Annotated in this window: 18 protein-coding genes; all 18 read right to left on the bottom strand. The window is 38.4% G+C overall.

The window, feature by feature from the left end:
• Positions 1 to 6 precede the first annotated feature (6 nt).
• Positions 7 to 660 carry a uroporphyrinogen-III synthase gene (locus tag KJS36_RS07145; RefSeq protein ID WP_213536104.1) on the bottom strand — a complete coding sequence of 218 codons (654 nt, stop codon included), beginning with the start codon at positions 658 to 660 and terminating at the stop codon, positions 7 to 9.
• Positions 657 to 1,532, bottom strand: coding sequence for a hydroxymethylbilane synthase (gene hemC / locus KJS36_RS07140; RefSeq protein WP_213536102.1), 876 nt, complete (start codon positions 1,530 to 1,532; stop codon positions 657 to 659). The genes KJS36_RS07145 and hemC overlap by 4 nt, the downstream gene beginning before the upstream one ends.
• Entirely contained in the window at positions 1,529 to 2,821 is a 1,293-nt protein-coding gene (hemL, locus tag KJS36_RS07135) for a glutamate-1-semialdehyde 2,1-aminomutase (protein WP_213536100.1), read from the bottom strand. The genes hemC and hemL overlap by 4 nt, the downstream gene beginning before the upstream one ends.
• A gap of 4 nt (positions 2,822 to 2,825) precedes the next feature.
• Positions 2,826 to 3,812 (bottom strand): porphobilinogen synthase, encoded by a 987-nt coding sequence (hemB, locus tag KJS36_RS07130; protein WP_213536174.1) that lies wholly within the window; start codon positions 3,810 to 3,812, stop codon positions 2,826 to 2,828.
• An 8-nt stretch (positions 3,813 to 3,820) separates the two neighbouring features.
• Positions 3,821 to 5,104 carry a glutamyl-tRNA reductase gene (gene hemA, locus KJS36_RS07125; protein ID WP_213536098.1) on the bottom strand — a complete coding sequence of 428 codons (1,284 nt, stop codon included), beginning with the start codon at positions 5,102 to 5,104 and terminating at the stop codon, positions 3,821 to 3,823.
• 68 nt (positions 5,105 to 5,172) lie between these two features.
• Entirely contained in the window at positions 5,173 to 6,579 is a 1,407-nt protein-coding gene (gene hemY / locus KJS36_RS07120) for a protoporphyrinogen oxidase (protein ID WP_213536096.1), read from the bottom strand.
• The gene (locus KJS36_RS07115) at positions 6,579 to 7,568 is read right to left on the bottom strand and encodes a PAS domain-containing protein (RefSeq protein WP_213536094.1); all 990 of its coding nucleotides are present in this window, start codon (positions 7,566 to 7,568) and stop codon (positions 6,579 to 6,581) included. Before KJS36_RS07115 ends, hemY begins: the two co-directional genes overlap by 1 nt.
• Positions 7,569 to 7,642: 74 nt before the next feature.
• Complete coding sequence (gene hemE, locus KJS36_RS07110) at positions 7,643 to 8,689, bottom strand: uroporphyrinogen decarboxylase (protein WP_244842811.1); 1,047 nt, start codon at positions 8,687 to 8,689, stop codon at positions 7,643 to 7,645.
• A gap of 10 nt (positions 8,690 to 8,699) precedes the next feature.
• Entirely contained in the window at positions 8,700 to 9,632 is a 933-nt protein-coding gene (gene hemH / locus KJS36_RS07105) for a ferrochelatase (protein WP_213536092.1), read from the bottom strand.
• 343 nt (positions 9,633 to 9,975) lie between these two features.
• Positions 9,976 to 11,226, bottom strand: a complete 1,251-nt coding sequence (gene ilvA / locus KJS36_RS07100; RefSeq protein ID WP_213536090.1) for a threonine ammonia-lyase IlvA — start codon at positions 11,224 to 11,226, stop codon at positions 9,976 to 9,978.
• Positions 11,227 to 11,306: 80 nt separating this feature from the next.
• The gene (ilvC, locus tag KJS36_RS07095) at positions 11,307 to 12,329 is read right to left on the bottom strand and encodes a ketol-acid reductoisomerase (protein ID WP_213536088.1); all 1,023 of its coding nucleotides are present in this window, start codon (positions 12,327 to 12,329) and stop codon (positions 11,307 to 11,309) included.
• Positions 12,330 to 12,486: 157 nt separating this feature from the next.
• Complete coding sequence (gene ilvN / locus KJS36_RS07090) at positions 12,487 to 12,963, bottom strand: acetolactate synthase small subunit (RefSeq protein ID WP_213536085.1); 477 nt, start codon at positions 12,961 to 12,963, stop codon at positions 12,487 to 12,489.
• The gene (locus tag KJS36_RS07085; RefSeq protein WP_213536083.1) at positions 12,951 to 14,684 is read right to left on the bottom strand and encodes an acetolactate synthase large subunit; all 1,734 of its coding nucleotides are present in this window, start codon (positions 14,682 to 14,684) and stop codon (positions 12,951 to 12,953) included. The genes ilvN and KJS36_RS07085 overlap by 13 nt, the downstream gene beginning before the upstream one ends.
• A 50-nt stretch (positions 14,685 to 14,734) precedes the next feature.
• A complete protein-coding gene (gene ilvD / locus KJS36_RS07080; RefSeq protein ID WP_213536081.1) occupies positions 14,735 to 16,450 on the bottom strand; it encodes a dihydroxy-acid dehydratase in 1,716 nt (571 codons plus the stop codon).
• Positions 16,451 to 16,623: 173 nt separating this feature from the next.
• Positions 16,624 to 17,865, bottom strand: a complete 1,242-nt coding sequence (locus tag KJS36_RS07075) for a tetratricopeptide repeat protein (RefSeq protein WP_213536078.1) — start codon at positions 17,863 to 17,865, stop codon at positions 16,624 to 16,626.
• Positions 17,866 to 17,925: 60 nt separating this feature from the next.
• Positions 17,926 to 19,089, bottom strand: a complete 1,164-nt coding sequence (locus tag KJS36_RS07070) for an AI-2E family transporter (protein WP_213536076.1) — start codon at positions 19,087 to 19,089, stop codon at positions 17,926 to 17,928.
• 97 nt (positions 19,090 to 19,186) lie between these two features.
• Entirely contained in the window at positions 19,187 to 20,551 is a 1,365-nt protein-coding gene (locus KJS36_RS07065) for an aldehyde dehydrogenase (protein WP_213536074.1), read from the bottom strand.
• A 106-nt stretch (positions 20,552 to 20,657) separates the two neighbouring features.
• Entirely contained in the window at positions 20,658 to 21,281 is a 624-nt protein-coding gene (locus tag KJS36_RS07060; RefSeq protein WP_213536072.1) for a class I SAM-dependent methyltransferase, read from the bottom strand.
• Positions 21,282 to 21,283 lie beyond the last annotated feature (2 nt).

The raw sequence follows: 21,283 nt of genomic DNA, 5'->3' as shown, positions 1-21,283 counted from the left end.
CGTTTTTTACTTTTTAATTTTTGCCGAAAAACCCAATTTTTCAATCGCAGCTTTTGTCGTTGCACCAATCGCAATAAATTCAAGTGGGTAATAATTTTTTTTATAAGAAGAATAAAACCGTGCCCAGCTTGACGGACTAGCAAAATAAACCGTCGAAATTTCCTTTTCACGCAAGATTTTTTCCAATACTAACTGATGTTCCTCATAAAATTGATTCTCGTAGCAAACAACAGATGTCACCTGACAATTGAGCAATTTTTGACTCAGACTATCATCTGCCAAATTACTTTTTGGATAAAAAATTTTAGCTTCTGCTGGAAATTTCGCCTGCCATTCCTTTATCAAAGCTTCCTTTGTTGCCACATCTGGTATAAAATCAACCGTCAAACCAATTTCTTCAACAACTTGTGCCGTTTTTTTCCCAAGCACAGCAATCCTTGGAATTTTTGACAATTCTGTCAAAAACGAAAACAACATTTTGACAGGAGCTTGACTCGTCAAAAACAACCAATCAGCTTCTGTCAAATCCGCACATTCTTTTTTTGTCAAATTTCTAACAAGCAAACGACTCAAAGGCACCTCTAGCACTTGATAAGCTCGCTTTTTAAAAAATAATTTATCCGCGCGATTATCCTCACGTAACAATAAAATTTTTTTCATTTTAATTGCTCAAAAGCTTCCTCTGCCAAAACAGACGGATTAGCACCTTCTAACGCAATTTTCCGTCCAACATCCTCTTGTGATTTTGCCAAGAAAGCATGGAAAATCCAGCTATCTCCTGATTTTTGTGCTAAAGCCCCAAGTGGAATATCACAGTTTCCATTCATCAAAGCAAGAAATTTTCGCTCCGCTTGAGCCGCTTCCGCTGTTTCTTCATCATTCAAACTTCTAAGCAAGCTCAGCATTTTTAAATCATCTTCCCGACATTCTAAGCCCAAAATTCCTTGCGCACAAGCTGGCACACATTGCTCTGCCGTCAAAACTTCCAACGTCAGATTTGCCTCATAGCCCATACGCTCAAGTCCAGCACATGCCAAAACAATACCATCTAGCTGTTCACCTTTTAATTTTTCAAGACGCGTTTCAATTTTCCCACGAATAGGAGCAATCGTCACATTTGATAACAGATTTTTCAACTGCTTTTCACGCCTTACCGAGCTCGTTCCTAGGCGAATCAAACCAGATTTATTCAGCGGATTTTCTCCTTCATAGACAATACAATCTAATGGATTAGCACGTTTAGGAAAAGCAGCCAAAGTCAAATTTAACGGTAAAAGGGCAGGCATATCTTTCAAAGAATGTACCGCAAAATCAATCTCACCAGACAGTAAAGATTTTTCAACCTCCGTAACAAAAATCCCCTTGCCACCAATAACTGATAAATCTGACTTCTGATCTCTATCTCCTTGCGTTGACAAACCCACCACTTCAATTTCCAAATCAGGGTTCCCCCTCAAAAGTTGTTCAATCACAAGTTCCGTTTGTCTCATTGCCAGCGGACTTTTCCGCGTTCCAACACGTAATTTTCTCATTTTTTATGCTCACTTACCACTTTAAAAGCAACATCTGCTGCTGCTAAAGTCTTCTCAATATCTGCATCAGAATGTGCCGTTGATAAAAAACCTGATTCAAATTGTGATGGTGCGAGATAAATTCCATTTTCAAGCATTGTCTTAAAAAATAATGCAAAAGCATTCGTATCTGAAGTTTTTGCCGTCGTAAAATCAATTACCTTCTCATTAGTAAAGAAAATTCCAAACATCGCACCTACACGATGTGTCACAAAAGGCACAGCATATTTATCAGCCACATCCTGTAAGCCATTCAAAAGTTTATCCCCCAAACGCTCTAATTCTTGATAAGATTCTTTTGTTAGCTGACTCAACGTTTCAAATCCAGCCGTCATCGCTAATGGATTCCCCGATAAAGTTCCTGCCTGATAAACACTTCCAACAGGCGCTACTTGCTCCATAAACTCGCGCTTTCCACCATAAGCACCAACTGGCAAACCACCACCGATAATCTTGCCAAAGCAAGTTAAATCAGGTTCAATACTATAAAGCCCCTGCGCGCAATGATAGTCCACACGAAAACCTGTCATAACTTCATCAAAAATCAATAAAGCACCATTTTCAGCAGTAATCTTACGTAATCCCTCCAAGAAACCAGCAACTGGAGGAACGCAGCCCATATTTCCTCCCACAGGCTCCACAATCACCGCCGCAATATCAGAGCCATAAGTTGCAAAAAGCTCAGCCACCGCCTCTAAATCATTGTAATTTACTGTCAAAGTATCCTCGGTTACACCAGCAGGTACGCCTGGTGAATCAGGCAAGCCCAACGTCAAAACGCCTGAGCCAGCCTTAACCAATAGAGAATCTTCATGACCATGATAACAACCAATAAATTTCACAATTTTATTACGTCCTGTCGCACCACGTGCCAACCGTAGCGCACTCATCGTTGCTTCCGTTCCAGAATTTACCATACGCAACATCTCCACAGAAGCTACACGTGAAATGACAAGTTCCGCAAGCTTTGTTTCAATTTCCGTAGGTGCCCCAAAACTCGTCCCACGCGCGGCCACTTCTTGCAATTTTCCAATTACTTGGTCATCTGCATGACCTAAAATCAAAGGCCCCCATGACAAAACATAGTCAATATACTCATTCCCATCAATATCATAAAGTTTTGAGCCTTTAGCATGGTCAATAAACACAGGATTCATCCCTACTGATTTAAAGGCACGAACAGGACTATTAACCCCACCAGGCATAACTTTTTGTGCTTCCACATAAGCTTTTATTGATTTTTCAAACATCTTTTCACTCCTCACATCCTTCTGTCAACCAGGTCGCCACATCTTTGGCAAAATAAGTGATAATCATATCTGCACCTGCACGCTTCATACTGACAAGTTGCTCCATAACAATCCTTTTTTCATCAATCCACCCCTTTTGACTCGCTGCCTTAACCATACTATATTCACCCGAAACATTATAAGTAACAATCGGTAAATCAAACCGATCGCGCACTTGACGTGTAATATCAAGATAAGACAAGGCAGGTTTAACAATCAAGAAATCTGCACCTTCCTCAACATCGGATTGTGCCTCACGCATTGCTTCACGGCTATTTGCAGAATCCATCTGATAGCCTTTGCGGTCTTTTGGACCCGTCCGTGGTGCAGAATCAGCCGCATCTCGAAATGGTCCATAAAAAGCCGAAGCATATTTGACTGCATAGCTCATAATAGGCACCATTTCAAATTCTGCTTCATCAAGTCCAGTCCGAATAGCTACAACAAAACCATCCATCATATTTGATGGTGCAATAATATCAGCACCAGCTTTCGCTTGAGAAACCGCCGTCTTAACCAACAACTCCAAACTTTCATCATTTAAAACACAGTCATGCTCAATTACACCACAGTGTCCGTGATCTGTATATTCACATAAACAAGTATCCGCAATCACTAAAATCTTCGGAAACTTTTCCTTAATCATCCGAATCGCTTGTTGCAAAATTCCTTCATCATTGTAAGCTTCTGAACCCACAGCATCTTTATACTCAGGTATTCCAAACAAGATAACTGCTGGAATCCCCAACGCATTTACTGTTTGCATCTCAACTTCCAACTTATCAAGTGAAAATTGATACTGACCAGGCATTGATAGAATTTCATTCCTGATACCTTTACCTTCCACAACAAATAGCGGATAAATCAAATCAGCAATATTTATTTGATTTTCACGTACTATTTTGCGCATTGTCGCATTTTGGCGTAAACGACGATGACGAGCAAATTTTATATTCATTTCTATTTTTCCTCCACATTTTCTTGCTTTAAATCAAAAATTTTTTGAAATAACTCAAGCTTTTCCTTTGCATTTTCTTCATGCGCTAGTTCTTTTGCTACTAAAATAGGTTCTCGTAATATCTGATTGACAATACTTTTTGTCAACTTATTGACAGTTTTATTTTCATGTTCATCAAGCTCTGGAAGTTTGCGTTCCAAAGTTTGTAAGATTTGTTGCTGAATTCTCATTCCCTTATCCTGCAAACGGCTGATGATAGGTACAGCTTCAAGACCAGTCAACCAATCTTGAAATTCTTCACTTGCAAGAAGAATCATCTCTTCAGTAATTTTTTCTGCTTTATGACGTTCTTCAACATTATTATTTATTAAGGACTGCAAATCATCAATATCATACAATTCAATTCCGTCAAATTTGATAATATCAGGGTCAATATCTCGTGGCACTGCGAGATCAATCAAAAAAAGTGAACTATTTTTTCGTTGCTTTTTAACTTCTGACATCAAATCTGACGTAATCACAAAATCCTTTGCGGAAGTAGAACTAAATACCACATCCGCCGTTATTAAAGCTTTTTTCAAGTCAGACAAAGCTATGGATTTTCCCTTATATTTTTCTGCTAATTTTTCTGCTTTAGAATACGTCCGATTACTAATCATCAGTTGCCCAATTTTTTGCGCCGAAAGATATTTTGCAGAAAGTTCACTCATTTCCCCAGCACCAATCACAAGACAAGTAGCTTCATGAAAGTTCACATCAACTTGTTTTGCCAGCTGAACCGCTGCCGTCCCCACAGAGACCGAATTATGACTCAGAGCCGTTTCAGTATGAACTTTCTTACTCAAAGTAATCGCCTCTTTAAACAAGCGGTTAAGAATGCTTCCCGTCGCTTTATTATCCTGTGCTAAAGCAAAACTTGCTTTCACCTGCCGCAAAATTTGCTCTTCTCCCACAATCAAAGATTCTAAACCACAAGTCACACGAAACAAATAGTTTACAACTTCTTTTTCCTGATAGATAACAACATAATCTTTAAAACTATCAAGCTTTAAATGAAACCAATTTGCCAAAAAACGCTTGATATAATCCTCTCCGCGATGAGCCTGATCTACAAGTGCATAAACTTCCGTTCGATTACAAGTTGATAAAATAACATTTTCTAAAATACCTTGCTCATTTTTTAAAGCCTGCATCGCAGTTTTTAATTCCTCCTCAGAAAAGGAGAGTTTTTCACGTATTTCTATCGGTACTTTTTTATAATTTAAACTAATCACTAATAATTGCATGATTTTCCTTAAAAGTAAAGAGTAAAAGGAAACTTACGTTCCCTTCTCACTCAACAAGAGTTAAACTCTTATTTTTTATTCAAATAATCAAGAGCTTTTTCTTCTGTTAATTTTCCTGCTGTTACATTATCAGGCAAACCCACACCCGTATAAGACATACCAGCAATAAACAGACCTGGAGTTTCTTTTTCAAGTTCATTATAAACTTTTACTAAGCGTTCTTTATGACCAACTGTGTATTGTGGCATAGAGTTCGCTAAGCGCGAAATTTCAGCAAATTCGGGCTCTCCTTGTAAATCCATAATTTTACGCAAATCAGTCAATGCCAAATCTACAATTTCATCATCTGACAAATTTACATAACGCTCATCACCTGGTTTTCCCATAAAACAACGTAGAACAATCTTACCTTCAGGTGTTGAGTGTGCCCACTTTTTATGCACCCAAGTACAAGCCGTAATCGAATAATGCGCATTCCTTGAAACTAAGAAACCCGTCCCGTCAATATCTTGCGGTAAGGAGCTTCTATCAAAAGCTAGAGCAACCGTCACAACCGAAGTCGCAGGTATTGTCTTAAATTCATCCAAAAAGTCATATTGGCTGAGCATTTTTTGCATTGTATAATGTGGAGTTGTCACAATCACACTATCAAATATCTCTTTATCCCCATTTTCGAGTGTCAATTCATACTGATTGCCAATTTTTTCAATATGTTCAATAGTTGTATTTTCAAATATCTGCGAGTAAGGTAATCTTTCTTTTATTTTATCAACAACTGTTTCTAAACCTGTATTGAAATTATAAAACATCCCTTGTTTTCCACCTGTATATGGTGTATTTTTCTTATTCATTTCATTTTGCAGACGCATTCCATCAATCAAATTTCCATATTTCTGCTCAACTTCATAAAACTGTGGATAGGTCGAAAGTAAACTCATCGTGTCAAGTTCACCACCATAAACCCCAGAAAGCAAAGGTTCTATCAAATTTTCAACGACTTCGTCTCCTAAACGACGACGGAAAAACTGTCCCATTGACTGGTCAGTATTAGCTGGTGACTTTCCAATAATCAAATCTTCATAAGCACGTTTTTTCCCAGCTTCAGAGACAAGCTCACTCAAATCAAAACTCTCTTTATTAGTTGGAATACCCATGATAGAACCTGCAGGAATTGGATGTAGCTTATCATTCAAAAGAATATAAGCCTTACCTGTTGCATTATGTACCAAACGGTCATCAATCCCTAGTTCTTTTGCTAAATCTACCATTGATGACTTACGTGCCAACCAAGAATCTGCACCTCGTTCAATAATATAACCGTCCCGATGTACTGTTTCGATTTTACCGCCCAAACGTTTATCCGCTTCAAATAATTTCCAATCAATATCTAACTTCTGTTCTTCAATTGTTTTTTGCAAATAGAATGCCGCTGTAAGTCCTGTAATCCCCCCGCCAATAATTGCAATGTGTTTCATTATTTTTTACCTGCTTCTGGATGTCCTGCTGGGTGGTCTCCCATACCAGTCTTTGGTCCTAAATTCATCGCTGCCAACTCTTCTTCGCTAAAGAATTGGTCGATATTGACTGTAATATCCATACAACCAAGATATTCCCCAGTTTCTTCATCACGAACCGCCATGAATTTTTGATACATTTGACCTTGCGAGCCGTCACGTTTAGGGAACCAAAATTCCCATTCATCTTTTGTACCAGCATGAAAGTCTTCCAAAAGTTTTTCTACGTGGTGAGCCACTTTTGGGTGTAATTTCAAGACAGATTCACCAATCGCTGATGTTCTCCGATGATGGACACGTTTTGGATTATCTGTATACCAGCGAAAATTATCTTCTGCATCGCAAAAGCCCATTTCAAAAGGGCAAAGTTTCAAAATTGTATCTAAAGTGCTCGCTTTAATCGCACCTGTTGGAAAGTCAATCACAACATCTGTTCCAACAACTTCTGAAGGTCCGGCCACTTTTTCTTCACGAATATCAAGTTTACCTTTTTCCGTAGGAAATTCTGGCAAAGTATCCGGTGTACGTTTACCTGTTTTTCCTTCAAAAATAGCAATGTCAACGGTTGCATCCATACTGCCAAGATAATGCTGTTCATCATCATAAACAGCAATGAATTTCTTATATCCTTTGTTTGGCTCACCTGCTGGATTAGGAAAACGTAAGACCCAGCTATCCATTTCACCTTTTTCAAAGCTATTAAGTAGGCGTTCTACTTTATCAGCAATCCGTGGATGAAGTTGTAACACAGGTTCACCAATCGTTTCAATCCGACGTGCACGCAATCGATTGGGTTTATCTGAGAACCAACGAAAACGATTGTTTTCATCACAATAGCCCAATTCAAATGAAATTTTCTTTAACATTAAATTCAAAGTACTCGCTTTGATTGTACCTGTTGGAAATTGAATTACCGCTTCAGGACTAACAACTTTTATTTCTTCTGACATTTTAAATCTCCTTTTTATGAACTTTCATGAGTTAAAAAATTATTGCTGAGTTACCATAAGATTTTTCAAATAACTCACAAAATCCCTTTCTTATATGAATACTCATGGACAAAGGCCGTGAGTTTTTTTAAAGTTTCAGGATTAACTTCTGGCATAACACCATGTCCAAGATTAAAAATAAACCCTGGTTTTTTCATCCCCATATCTAAAATTTCTTTTGTTTTTTGCTCAATAATTTTCCATGGTGCGAGTAAGACTGATGGGTCTAAATTTCCTTGGATAGCCTTTGTCAAACCTGACTGACGCGCATCTTTTATAGACAAGCGCCAATCCAAACCAATAACATTCACTGGAAGCTCTTGCCATTCCTTTATTAAATGACTTGCTCCCACACCGAACAAGATAAGAGGAACCTCTTCTACTTGTAGAGCTGTAAAAATCCGTGTCATCACAGGTTTTATAAACTTTCGATAATCTTCTTGTCCCAATGCCCCCACCCAAGAATCAAAAAGTTGAATGGCTGATACACCTGCTTCAATTTGTGCTTGACAATAAGCAATAATCATATCACCTAGTTTATCCATCAAAGCAAACCAAGTTTCTGGCTCAGACCACATCAAATTTTTCGTTTTATTATAATTTTTTGATGGTCCCCCTTCAATCATATAACTTGCAAGAGTAAACGGAGCACCAGAAAATCCGATAAGTGGGACTGCTAGTTGCTCTTCGGTCAAGAGTTTTATAGTATCAAGTACATAAGGGACATCATCTTTAGGTGAAATTTTTTCAAGTGCTTGAACATCTGACAAATTTTTAATCGGATGTTCAATGACTGGACCGATTCCAGATTTTATTTCAACATTTACCCCCATTGCATGCATGGGCGTCATAATATCTTTATAAAGGATTGCCGCATCCACACCGTAATTATCCACGGGGACTTTTGTGACATAAGCGCAAAGTTCTGGTTGATGTGTAATTTCAAAAAGTGAATATTTTTCTTTGATTTTCCGATATTCTGGTTGTGAACGTCCTGCTTGACGCATATACCAGACAGGAACATGGTCTGTTTTTTCGCCACGTGCTGCTCGTAAAAAACTATCATTTAGTATTTTTACCAAAATCAATGCCTCAATTTTCTGCTACTTTAGCTACAACAACGCCAGCCAAAGCTTCAATAAATTTAGGATTAACATTTGGCATCTCCGGACGATGATAATGCACCCCCAATTTATCCGTCAACTTTTTACATTCATAATCATTATCAAACAACACTTCTAAGTGGTCTGCCACAAAACTAACAGGACAATAAATATAGTGAATATAGCCTTTTTCATAGTGGAGTTTTTTTGTGAACTCTAAGACATCTGGTCCCACCCATGGAAAAGGTGTTCGTCCAGCAGACTGCCATGCTTCTTCATAATGGGTAAGTTTAGCTTTTTCAGCAATTAATTTTGCTGTCTCTTTAACTTGAGGAACATACAAATCTCCTGATTGTGCGGATTTCAAAGGAATACTATGTGCTGTGAAAACGACAACCGCTTTATTTTGTTCTTCTACTGGAATTTCAGCTAATGTCGTTTTAAGATTGTCAGCCCAAGCTTCGATAAATTTTGGAGCCTGATACCAACTCTCAATAGATTTCATCTGAATTCCCAACTCGGTAGCTACTTTTTGTGCTTCATCATTATAAAGCTTTAAACTTACACCTGAAAATTGTGGTGCAAGAACGATTGAAACAGCTTCTGTTAAGCCATCTTTATAGATTTGTTGAACAGCATCTTTAATGAAAGGAGCAACGTGTAAATATCCAATATAAAGTTTATATTCAATTTCATCTTGTTTATCATTGAGTACTTCTTCAATAGCTTTACCTTGCTCCTCGGTAATTTTCACCAGTGGTGAAGTTCCACCAATAAGCTCAAAACGTCCTTTTAATTCTGCAAGTAACTCATCTGTTGGTTTTCTTCCGTTACGAATATGAGTATAGTAAGCCTCAATATCTTCTATATTTGTTGGTGAGCCAAAACTCATAACTAATAACGCAATCTTACGCTTTATCATTGTTCTCCATTCTATGTTCTATAAACGTTTTTTATTTCAAACAATTAAATTCTATTTCATTATATAACAATTAAAAAATAAATGATAGTTTTTCGCAACTTTTCCATATTTTTATAATAAAAATTCTCGAAAACTATTAGTATTTATGGTATTTTCCTATTAGATGTTTGTTACATCAAGAAAAATTTAAACTTTCCCTTTCTTATGCAATCGTTTGCATGCTTGTTTTTTATTATAAACTCTATTTTATTGTTTGTCACCATCCAAAATACATTATCTTTTAATTTTTAGTCCATGAAAATATAAAAAGAGAATAGACTTTTTCTATTCCCTTTTTGTAGATTTATACAAGTAAATTATATAAGCTTTCATTGCCACGTAAGTTGACAAAAGTTTTATCAAATTGTCCGATGCGTGTAAGGAGTGGTTCATAATCATTTGGGTCTGTGAGGAGGATGCCAATCAGTACTGGTCCTTTTCCTTTGTTTGCGCGCTTGATGTATTCAAATCGTGTAATGTCGTCATTTGGTCCTAAGATATCTGTAACGAAAGTTCTCAAAGCTCCTGGTCTTTGTGGAAAATTTACAACAAAATAGTGCTTCACTCCTTCATATACCAAAGCGCGTTCTTCGATTTCTTGCATTCGATTGATGTCATTATTACCACCAGAAATCAAGCAAACAACTGTTTTTCCTTTGATTTCATCTTTGATAATTTCTAATGCTGCAACAGATGTCGCTCCGGCAGGCTCGGCAACAATTCCCAGCTTGGAGTAAAGTTCTAAAATTGTTTGTGAAATCAAGCCTTCATCGACGGCAACGAGTTGGTTAATCTTATCTTTAGAAGTTGCATATGTTTTCTCGCCAACTGTTGCTACGGCAATCCCATCGGCAAATTTATCAATTTTTTCTAAAGTCACCGGTTGTCCAGCGTTAAAAGCAGCACGCATACTCATTGCCCCTGTTGCTTCTACACCAATGATTTCAACACTTGGCTGCTTTTCTTTACTGTAAGTTGATACGCCTGAGATGAGACCACCTCCACCAATTTGTATCAGCATTTTATCAATTTTGATGTCTTGCTTAGCTGCTTGTTCAAAAATCTCTAAAGCAACTGTTCCCTGCCCTGCCATGACATTTTCATCATCAAATGGGTCTACAAAAGTTTTATGATGTTCTTTGGCAAATACCTTTGCTGCTTTTGCTGCTTCATCAAAAGTATCTCCTGTTAATTCGATTTTTACGTAATCACCACCAAAAAACTGAACTTGCGATACTTTTTGATTGGGTGTGGTTACAGGCATGAAAATCGTCGCTGTCAAATTAAGCTCGTTTGCTGCATAAGCAACTCCTTGAGCATGATTGCCGGCGGAAGCACAAACAACTCCTCTTGCTCGTTCTTCATCTGAGAGTTGGCTAATCGCATAATATGCTCCACGAAGTTTAAAAGAGCGCACACGCTGTTCATTTTCGTGTTTGAGATAAATCTCTGCACCATATTTTTCAGATAAATATTTATCCCGTTGTAGAGCTGTTTTTAGGACAACGGGCTTTAGAACTTGGTAAGCATTTTCTACATCTTTTGCTGTAAGCATAATTTTCCCTTTCCTAACACTTACAAAATTGACGGCACATCTTCTGCACCGTCAAAGTAAAATTTAGAGCAACTAATATTTTATTGATAAATCTTAAATTGGTCGTCATCACCAGATTGCGTAAATGGCATTGCTTTGCGGAGTTCAGCACCGATTTTTTCAATTTCAAGATTTTTAGCTGCTTCGCGATAAGCTGTCAATTTTGGACGTCCAGCCTTGAAGTCGTCAACGAAATCTTGAGCAAATTTACCAGATTGAATATCAGCAAGGACTGCTTTCATGTTTTTCTTAACTTCGTCAGTGATGATACGTGGTCCTGTCACATAGTCGCCAAATTCGGCAGTGTTTGAGATAGATTGACGCATTTTTGTGAAACCACCCTCGTACATAAGGTCAACGATGAGCTTCATTTCATGCAGCACTTCAAAATAAGCGAGTTCACCCGCGTAGCCTGCTTCTGTCAAAGTTTCAAAACCAGCTTCGACAAGGGCTGTCAATCCACCACAGAGAACGGCTTGTTCGCCAAATAAATCTTCTTCTGTTTCTTCTTTGAAAGTTGTCTCGATAATGCCGACGCGCGCGCTTCCAATTCCTTTTGCCCAGTCCATAGCAATTTCACGTGCATGTCCTGTCGCATTTTGATGTGAAACAAAAAGTGCAGGTGTCCCGAAACCTTCCGTATAAGTCCGACGTACCAAATGTCCTGGCGCTTTAGGTGCAACCATAAATACATCAACATTATCAGGTACTTGGATATATCCAAAATGAATATTGAAACCATGGGCAAAACCAAGCGCAGAGCCGGCTTTGAGATTTGGTTTGATGTCATTTTCATAAATAGCTTGCTGAAGTTCATCAGGTGCCAAAACCATGATAACATCAGACTTTGCAACGGCTTCGCCTACTTCAAACGTTTCAAAACCATCTTCTTTTGCCTTGTCAAATGATTTTCCTTTGCGTACGCCGATAATCACATCATGTCCACTATCACGCAAATTTTGTGCATGGGCATGTCCTTGCGAGCCGTAGCCGATAACGGCAATTTTTTTGCCAGCAAGCGCTGGAACTTTTACATCCTCTTCATAATACATTGTTACTGCCATTTTAGTTTCCTCTTTTTCTATTTCCGCCTCTTTGGGCCTTTTTTTATTAAGATAAGTCTTTTGACATTTCTGTCAAATCTGAAAAGATGATTATCATCTCATCAAATTTGACAGAAATATTTTTTGACAGACTTATCAAAAAATATACTGTTAAAATTTAACCTCTTGCAAAACCAGCTGTACCTGTACGCGCCATTTGCAAAATACCGTAAGGTTCAACGACATCAATCAATGCTTCAATCTTCGCTGAATCTCCTGTAAGTTGTATGGTAATATTGTCACGATTGACATCAATAACATTTACCCTAAAAGGGTCAATCATTGTAAAAATCTCAGCACGTCTGGAAGGTGGTGCTGTGACTTTTATCAGCACAACTTCACGAGCAACGTGCGGAATATCTGTAATATCCTCAACTTCAATCACATCAATCAAACGTTCAAGTTGTTTAATGATTTGCTCCACTTCTTCCAAATCATCTACTTCAATGACAAAAGTTGAATGTGTCATTTCTTGACTTTCTGTCACACCTGCTGTGATTGAAATAACGTTGATTTGTCGGCGATTGAAGACGGCGGTGAAACGGTTCATAATTCCTGTCACATTGTGGAGTTTTGCTGCTATCATTCTGCGCATTCAGGCACCTCCTTTTTCTCATCTTTAAAAACAACACCTAAAATTTCATCGTTGTGCATGCCCGCTGGAACCATTGGCAAAACTTTTTCTGCCTTAGAAATCAAAACTTCAACTAACATTGGTACATCTTCATTGATAACTTGCAACTCTTCTTCTAAGGTTTCTGGATTGGCAAGTTTGACATGTTTAATTCCATAAGCTTCAGCAAGGAGCTGAAAATTAGGTTCTTCATCAAAGACAGATTGACTACGGCGTTCTTCATAGAAAGCTTCCTGCCATTGTCGCACCATTCCAAGTGAATGATTATTTACTAAAATAATTTTAATGGGGACTTTATAGCCGTTTAAAATCGCAAGTTCTTGGTTGGTCATCTGAAAACCACCATCTCCGACAAAGCAAATGACATTTTTATCAGGATTGGCAAGTTTTGCACCAATAGCTGCCGGAATCCCAAAGCCCATCGTTCCCATACCACCAGAAGTTATCAACTGACGTGCATTTTTATAAGGATAATACTGCGCAGTCCACATTTGATGTTGCCCAACATCTGTGACAATAATCGCATCACCATCTGTGTATTTGCCAATCAATTCAATCATTTTCTGTGGTCTGATAAAATCATTCGTATCTTCATAGGCAAAAGGTGCGCGTTCTTTATTCTTCAAAACATGACTTGCCCATGAAGCGTAATCTGTAGGAACTTTATCGTAAGCATTAAGTTTTGCAAGTGCTTCTTTCAAATCTCCAACAACTGGAATATCTGTTGTTACAATTTTTCCAAGCTCTGCTGGGTCAATATCAATATGAGCAACTTTCGCATTTTCAGCAAAACGTAAAGGATTGGAAACTAGACGGTCATCAAAACGAGAACCTAGATTGATGATGTAGTCTGCTTCAACAAGTGCCATATTTGCCGCGTAAGAACCATGCATTCCTCCCATTCCAAGTTGTAACTTATCAGTTATCGGAAGAGTCCCAAGTCCTAATAAGGTTGAAACAACTGGAATTTGATACTTCTCAACGAAAGTCCGTAATTCTTCTGTTGCATCAGCATAGTTGATACCGCCACCTGCGATGATGACTGGCTTTTTACTTTGAGAAAGTGCTGTGAGAATTTCTTTTAATGATTGTTCATCTGCATGTTCTGTTTCATGATAATTTGGTAAGAAAATGCTAGGGTCGTTAATTTCATCAACTTCTATCGTGGAGACATCTTTTGGTAAGTCAATCTCAACAGGTCCCGGACGTCCAGTTGTTGCGAGATGATAAGCCTCTCTGACAATTCTAGGAATATCCTCTGTTGAGCGAATTTGATAATTGTATTTCGTGATAGGCGCGGTAATTCCAACCGTATCTGCTTCTTGGAATGCGTCTTTACCAATCGAAGGTCTGCCAACTTGTCCAGTAAAGACAATCAAGGGAACGGAATCCAGATAAGCATCAGCAATTCCTGTCACTGCATTGGTTGCTCCTGGTCCACTTGTAACAACAACAACTCCCACTTTTCCAGAAGATTTAGCATATCCTTCTGCTTCATGTGTTGCTCCCTGCTCATGACGCGCTAGAATGTGCTGAATACCCTCAAAACCATGAATAGCATCATAGAGTGGAAGCATTGCTCCTCCTGGATAACCGAAGATAATGTCCACACCGAGTTCTTTCAAGGTTTCAAGAACAAGCTGAGAACCTGATTTTGGTTTTTCTAATTTAATTTTTTTCACATGGACACTCCCCTCTGTATATTTAATAATTTTCCATAAAATAATTGTTATTAAGCATCAGTCACACATCCATGACTGGCATCAAGTACTGTTTTCGCGTATTTATAAAGTACACCACGTTTTGCTTTTGGTTCTGGTAGGACATATTTCACACGTCTTTTGGCGATTTCTTCATCGGATACTAGGAGGTTGATTTTATTTGTGACCGCATCAATCTCAATAATATCATCATCTTCAACAAGTCCAATCAGTCCACCATTAACGGCTTCAGGAACGATATGTCCAACGACGAAACCATGAGTTCCACCAGAAAAGCGTCCATCTGTAATTAAGGCACATGATTCACCTAGTCCTGCACCAATCAAGGCTGATGTTGGTTTTAACATCTCAGGCATTCCCGGAGCGCCGACTGGACCGATATTGCGAATGACTGCAACATCGCCTGCGTGCAATCGTCCACTTTCAATTCCTTCAATGAAATGTTGTTCGCCATCAAAGACACGTGCTGTTCCAGTGAATTTTTCACCTTCTTTACCAGTAATCTTCGCTACAGAACCGCCTTCAGCAAGATTTCCATAAAGAATTTGCAAATGTCCTGTTACTTTTATTGGTTTTTCAAGTGGGAAAATAATATCTTGTGTTTCAAATTCAAGTGGCTCAATATCCGCCAGATTTTCGGCAACTGTCTTTCCTGTGACGGTTAAACATTCGCCATGAAGCATTCCTTTATCAAGCAAATATTTCATCACACGTGGGACACCACCAATCTTGTGCATATCTTCCATCATGTATTTGTAAGAAGGTTTGAAATTTCCTAACATTGGTGTTTTATCTGCAATTTTTTGGAAATCGTCAATCGTGAGTGGCACATCAACGGCATTTGCCATAGCAAGAAGATGTAAGACGGCATTGGTAGAGCCACCAAGAACCATGACAATCGTAATCGCATTTTCAAAAGCTTCGCGCGTCATAATATCTGTTGGTTTGATATCTTTTTCGAGGAGCAATTTGATTGCTGGGCCGATATTATCACATTCGTTTTGTTTTTCAGGACTGACAGCTGGATTTGATGAGCTGTATGGCAAACTCATACCAAGTGCTTCGATGGAAGATGCCAAGGTATTTGCCGTGTACATCCCGCCACAAGCACCTGCTCCAGGGATTGAATTGCAAATCACACCATGATAATCTTCATCAGAGATACTGCCTTTGATTTTTTCACCCAAGGCTTCAAAGGCACTGACGATATTCAGGGATTCATAATCTTTGTATTTACCTGGTTTAATCGTGCCACCGTAAACCATGATGGACGGGCGATTGAGGCGCGCCATGCCAATAATAGAGCCTGGCATATTTTTATCACAACCTGGTACAGCTACGAGAGCATCATAGTATTCTGCGCCAGCATTTGTTTCAATCGAATCGGCGATAACTTCACGTGAGACGAGGCTGTAACGCATTCCGTCTGTCCCATTGGCAATCCCATCTGAGACTCCAATTGTGTGAAATTGCAAGCCAACAAGTCCATCTGTCGCATTGACTGATTTCTTGATTTGTCCGCCGAGCTGTCCCAAGTGCATATTACATGGGTTTCCGTCCCAATCCATACTGACGATACCGACTTGGGCTTTTGCGAAATCATCGTCTTTAAAACCAATGCCGTAGAACATTGCCTGTGTGGCAGGTTGGGTTTCATCTTGTGTCAATGTTTTTGAGTATTTATTTAGCTCAACTTCTTCTGCTTTGCCATTATACTTGAATTCCATATTCTTAATCACCTTCATAGAATTTTTTAATGATATTAGTTTATCACTTCTTCGGAAATAAAGCAAGAATTATCTGAAAATTCATAAATAAAATAAATTTAGTAAAAAATGTTTGACTTTTTTACTAACACTATTTTTGACAGTTCTGTCAAAAAATTTGAAAAGAAAAAAGTTTACTCATCAAGTAAACTTCTCATATTTTCATCATCTGGTTCTAATTCTAAGTAGTGATAAATAAAGGATTGCGCCTTTTCTTGTTGTCCAATTTCTAAGAGATAATGAATCATGTCTGATAAAAATTCTGGATTTTCTATCAGGGAAGAATTTGCTAATTCATCATAAAGTGCAAGAGCTTCAGCATCATTTTCCAACGCTGCATTCGCTTGAGCAAACAGCCATTTTGCAAGTAAATGTTCGTCTTCAAGCATAGGAACAAGATTGAGAACTGCTTCGTAGTCTTCTTCGGCAAAATAAAGGTTGGCAAGCAAAAAAACAGTTTCATCATGCAATTCTGGGAAATCCAATGCTTGCATCAAATAGCGCTCGGCTTCTTCTTTCTGTTTAAGTTTATAGCTTATTTTTGAGAGAAAATGCAATAAAGGAACGGAATTGGGTGTTTTGACAAGTCCTTTTTGAGCGATTTCTAGCGCTTTATCAAATTGATTGTCAACTTCGAGAGTTTGAGCGTAGGGAAGTTCGTAGCTGAGGAAGTCAATATCCAAGCCGTCAAGACGTTTATAAATGCTTAGAGCGCGCGTTTCATTGTGAATTTCTCCATAAAGTAGCGCTGTTTTATAAAGTGTTTCAGGATTTTTATCAAATTCATAAGATTTTTCTAAGAAAGAAATGGCATTTTCAAAATTTCCTAATTGCGCATAACTTTCGCCAATCCGCTGATAAATCGAAATCTTTGTATCATGCAAAATTTTACGTTCGGAAAGTTTTGCATAATCATTGATTGCTTTGGCATAATCACCTTGTTCAAAATATGATTCGGCAAGGGCAAATGTAACAAGAGGAGAATCTGAAAGTGCGCGCGCTTCTTCAAGTTTACTGATAGCTGTGTCAAAATCGCCGTCAAACTGGTACAAATCGGCAATTTTGACAAGCGCTGCGACGTAATTTTCATCGCTGGCGGGAATTTGATAGAGATAGTCCAGTGCTTGGTCAAGGTCGCCATCATCTTCCGCAATCTCAGCAAGATTGATTAAGTAATCTGTTGTGGCTGGATTATCTGCCAAAATCTTGTCATAAACTTGATGACTTTCATCAATGAAGCCCATCATTTGCAGATATTCAGCGAGGTCGGCGAGCAATTCTGAACTGTCATTTTTTAGGGCTTTGGCAAGGCTATTGTGCATTCCAACCAAATCTCCCTTGTGTAAAAAATCTATTGTATCTTCTGAATAAGACATTTTATGTTTTCCTTATCATTTTTTCACTTTAAAAGTTTTTGACAGTTTTGTCAAAAACTTTTATTCAATTTTTATATCATTTTTTTCTTGATAGAAGTCAGAACTTTCGCGGTACCACGCGTAAATACGCACGACGATAACTTTTATCGTTGCGTAAAATGGAATTCCCAATAGAACGCCCCAAATGCCAAAGATTTTTCCTGCTGTGAGCAAGACAAATAAAATCGTAATCGGGTGAATTGCCAAGGATTTCCCAAGCACTAACGGAGAAACCAACCGTCCTTCAATCGTTTGCTCAATAATAAAGACAATCAGTACCTTGACAAGCATGAAAGGTCCGCCAGTTGCCAGCGCCACAATCACCGCAGGAACTAAGGCAATGTAAAATCCCAAAAATGGAATGAGATTACAAAATCCAGCGACAATCGCTAAAGCCACAGCATAACGTAGTCCAATCACTGGCAAGCCAATCAAAAACATAATGGTAACTGCAAAAGCGACCAAAACCTGTCCGCGCACGTAATTTGAAAGTTGACTGTTAATTTCATGGAGCATTTTTGATACATCAGCGCGCCAATTAATTGGAAGCAAATGTGAAACATAACCATTGAGGCGATTACCATCACGCAAGAGATAAAAGAGAACGAAGGGAAAGATTACCAATGAAATCAAGACACTTGTCGTTTTCCCAATGATATCTGTGATTGAATTTACAGCCGAAGTGGAGAAATTTTTGGACCATTCAATCAACTGTTTGGCGATAGAATCTGAAACATTGTCCAACTGTGGGCGAAATTGTGCAAATCGAGGATTTTGCAAGAGAGAATTAATCTGCTTTTGCGCCAAATCCACATAATGTGGTACAGAAGCTGCAAATTTCTCCAAACCATTGGCAATGTTAGGAATAGCAACTACCAAGCCCCAAACAATCAACGCTGCAATGATTAAAAAGAGAATAATAATCGTCACAATCCGCGGAATTTTTTTCGTTTCCAGAAAATTGACAATGGGATTGAGCAGGTAATAAAAAACAGCAGCAAGTACTAGAGGAAGCGAAACAATCGTTATAAAATCAGCAATTGGCTGAAATAAAAAACCAACTTTATCCAGCAACATCACATTGAGTAAAAAAAGCAAGATAATCGCGAGAATTGTCACTACTTTATTGTTGACAAACCATTTAAAAAAAATACTTGCTTTAAAATTTTTAGGTTCTTTTTCCATTTTTTATCCTCGTCAAATCTCTTGCACTAGAACTTTCGTTGTCTTAATTATAGCATAAATCTAGCTCAAACTTTAAGGGCTAAAGTCTGATTTTTTCTCATAATTTTTTTAATAAACGAAGCCATTTTTCTTTGTATGGCGGATAACGCAGGGGAATATCGACTCTTTTAGATTTGTACAATACTGATTTGTAATGCGTAAAGCAATCAAAACCTGCCTTGCCATGATAAGCGCCCATTCCACTATTTCCGACACCGCCAAAAGGCAAGCTGGAAACGGATACATGGACGACTGTATCATTCACGCAACCACCACCAAATGAGAGATTTTTAAGAAAATACTGCTCATTTTTCTTATTTTCTGTGAAAATATAGCAGGCAAGTGGTTTTGGACGGGAATTGATTTGTTCAATAACTTCTTCTTTTTGTTTGTAAGTAAGGATTGGCAGGAGCGGACCAAAAATTTCTTCTTGCATCACTGGCGCATCCCAGCTGACATTATCAAGAATGGTCGGGGCAATTTTTCTGCTCAGCTCATCTGTTTGTCCGCCCAGAAAAATCTGCTCATTTGTCATCAAAGCAACTAAGCGAGCAAAATGGCGCTCATTGATAATTTTAGGATAGTCATTATTTGTCAGTGCATTGCCATAAAAGTCCATCAGAGTTTTTGACAGTTCTGTCAAAAAAATTTTCTTGATTTTTTCGTCAATCAGGAGATAATCTGGCGCCACACAAGTCTGTCCAGCATTTAAAAATTTTCCCCAGGCAATCCGGCGCGCTGCCAGTTTCAAATTGGCAGTTTCATCAATGATACAAGGACTTTTCCCACCAAGCTCCAAAGTTACTGGCGTCAAAAATTCACTCGCGCTACGCATGACAATTTTACCAACAGCAGGGCTTCCTGTAAAAAATATCTTGTCAAAATGAAGCTGTAAAAGTGCTTCAGCTACCGTTTTGTCCCCTTCCACGCAACTGACAAAACTGTCAGAAAAAATTTCCGCACACATTTTTGCAATCAAGTGACTGGTTGCCGGAGCTTCCTCAGCCGGTTTGACAATCACACAATTTCCCGCGGCAATCGCAGCAATCAGCGGGTCAATCAGCAGCTGAAAAGGATAATTCCACGGCGCCATAATCAAAGCCACACCGTAAGGCTCAGGATAGATTTTTCCATATGCTGGAAAATTTTTTAGATTTGCAGGAACACGTTTCACTTTTGACCAAGCTGTCAAACTTTTTTTCGTCAATCGCAACTCATCTAGCACCACACCGACTTCTGTCGCATAACTTTCAAAAGCTGCCTTATTCAAATCTATTTTCAAAGCTGTCAAAATCTCACCATCATGAGCCACAATCCATTTTGACAGTTCTGTCAAATTTTTCAAACGAAAATCCAGCTCTCGCGTCCGTCCAGACGCAAAAAATTCACGCTGTTTTAGCAAAATATCAGAAAAATCATTCATTTTTTCTTCTTTCTATGAGGCAAAAAATTTTGACAGAACTGTCAAAAAGCCTGAATGCTTTAGCAGCAGTCTTTTTCGAATAAATTAATCTGTCAAAACCCATAAATCACATTTTTTTCAATTCATAATACTGAATTTGCAAGAAAATTTTTCGCTTCACAATCCGCCAACCATTTTCCGCAAAAAGTTCCGCCAACTCAGCTGGTGTATAAACTTTCACATCCCCCTCAGTGTTAAACCGTCGAATCCGCCAATTATAAGCGCGCGTCACCACAGGAATATAAATTTCAGCAATTACCAAACGTCCATCAGATTTCAAAACTCGCCCAGCCTCAGCAAAAAATTCAGAAGGATTAGGAAAATGATGAAAACTCGCCGAACAAGTCAGCACATCAAACGTCGCATCCTGAAAAGGCAAAACCTCTGCCGAACCTTGCTGAAAAGTAAAATCAGGATGCAATTTCCGCGCAATCTGCACCATTCCCTCAGAAATATCCAACCCTGTCCCAAAAATCTTAGCCCGTTCAGCCAACATTGACAATAAAGTTCCGTTTGCACAGCCAATATCCAAAACACTCATAGCATCCGCCAATTCCAAATGTTTCACAATAAATCGTTTAAAAAAGCCAGACAGAAAACCATCAAAAGTATGGTCAAATTTTTCAGCAATCTGATTATAATAATCTGCCGATTCCTGCTCATAATCATGTTTGTGTTGATGTTTCTTCATTT

The organism is Lactococcus nasutitermitis (genome assembly GCF_018403765.1).
Taxonomy (GTDB): Bacteria; Bacillota; Bacilli; order Lactobacillales; family Streptococcaceae; genus Lactococcus; species Lactococcus nasutitermitis.
The sequence above is the reverse complement of the archived record's forward strand: the minus strand, read 5'-3'. Positions and strand labels throughout refer to the sequence as shown.

Coding starts and splice junctions, on each gene's coding strand:
- KJS36_RS07145 (WP_213536104.1), bottom strand. CDS start 660: ATGAAAAAAATTTTATTGTTACGTGAGGATAATCGCGCGGATAAATTA.
- hemC (WP_213536102.1), bottom strand. CDS start 1,532: ATGAGAAAATTACGTGTTGGAACGCGGAAAAGTCCGCTGGCAATGAGA.
- hemL (WP_213536100.1), bottom strand. CDS start 2,821: ATGTTTGAAAAATCAATAAAAGCTTATGTGGAAGCACAAAAAGTTATG.
- hemA (WP_213536098.1), bottom strand. CDS start 5,104: ATGCAATTATTAGTGATTAGTTTAAATTATAAAAAAGTACCGATAGAA.
- hemY (WP_213536096.1), bottom strand. CDS start 6,579: ATGAAACACATTGCAATTATTGGCGGGGGGATTACAGGACTTACAGCG.
- KJS36_RS07115 (WP_213536094.1), bottom strand. CDS start 7,568: ATGTCAGAAGAAATAAAAGTTGTTAGTCCTGAAGCGGTAATTCAATTT.
- hemH (WP_213536092.1), bottom strand. CDS start 9,632: ATGATAAAGCGTAAGATTGCGTTATTAGTTATGAGTTTTGGCTCACCA.
- ilvA (WP_213536090.1), bottom strand. CDS start 11,226: ATGCTTACAGCAAAAGATGTAGAAAATGCTTACCAAGTTCTAAAGCCC.
- ilvC (WP_213536088.1), bottom strand. CDS start 12,329: ATGGCAGTAACAATGTATTATGAAGAGGATGTAAAAGTTCCAGCGCTT.
- ilvN (WP_213536085.1), bottom strand. CDS start 12,963: ATGCGCAGAATGATAGCAGCAAAACTCCACAATGTGACAGGAATTATG.
- ilvD (WP_213536081.1), bottom strand. CDS start 16,450: ATGGAATTCAAGTATAATGGCAAAGCAGAAGAAGTTGAGCTAAATAAA.
- KJS36_RS07075 (WP_213536078.1), bottom strand. CDS start 17,865: ATGTCTTATTCAGAAGATACAATAGATTTTTTACACAAGGGAGATTTG.
- KJS36_RS07070 (WP_213536076.1), bottom strand. CDS start 19,089: ATGGAAAAAGAACCTAAAAATTTTAAAGCAAGTATTTTTTTTAAATGG.
- KJS36_RS07065 (WP_213536074.1), bottom strand. CDS start 20,551: ATGAATGATTTTTCTGATATTTTGCTAAAACAGCGTGAATTTTTTGCG.
- KJS36_RS07060 (WP_213536072.1), bottom strand. CDS start 21,281: ATGAAGAAACATCAACACAAACATGATTATGAGCAGGAATCGGCAGAT.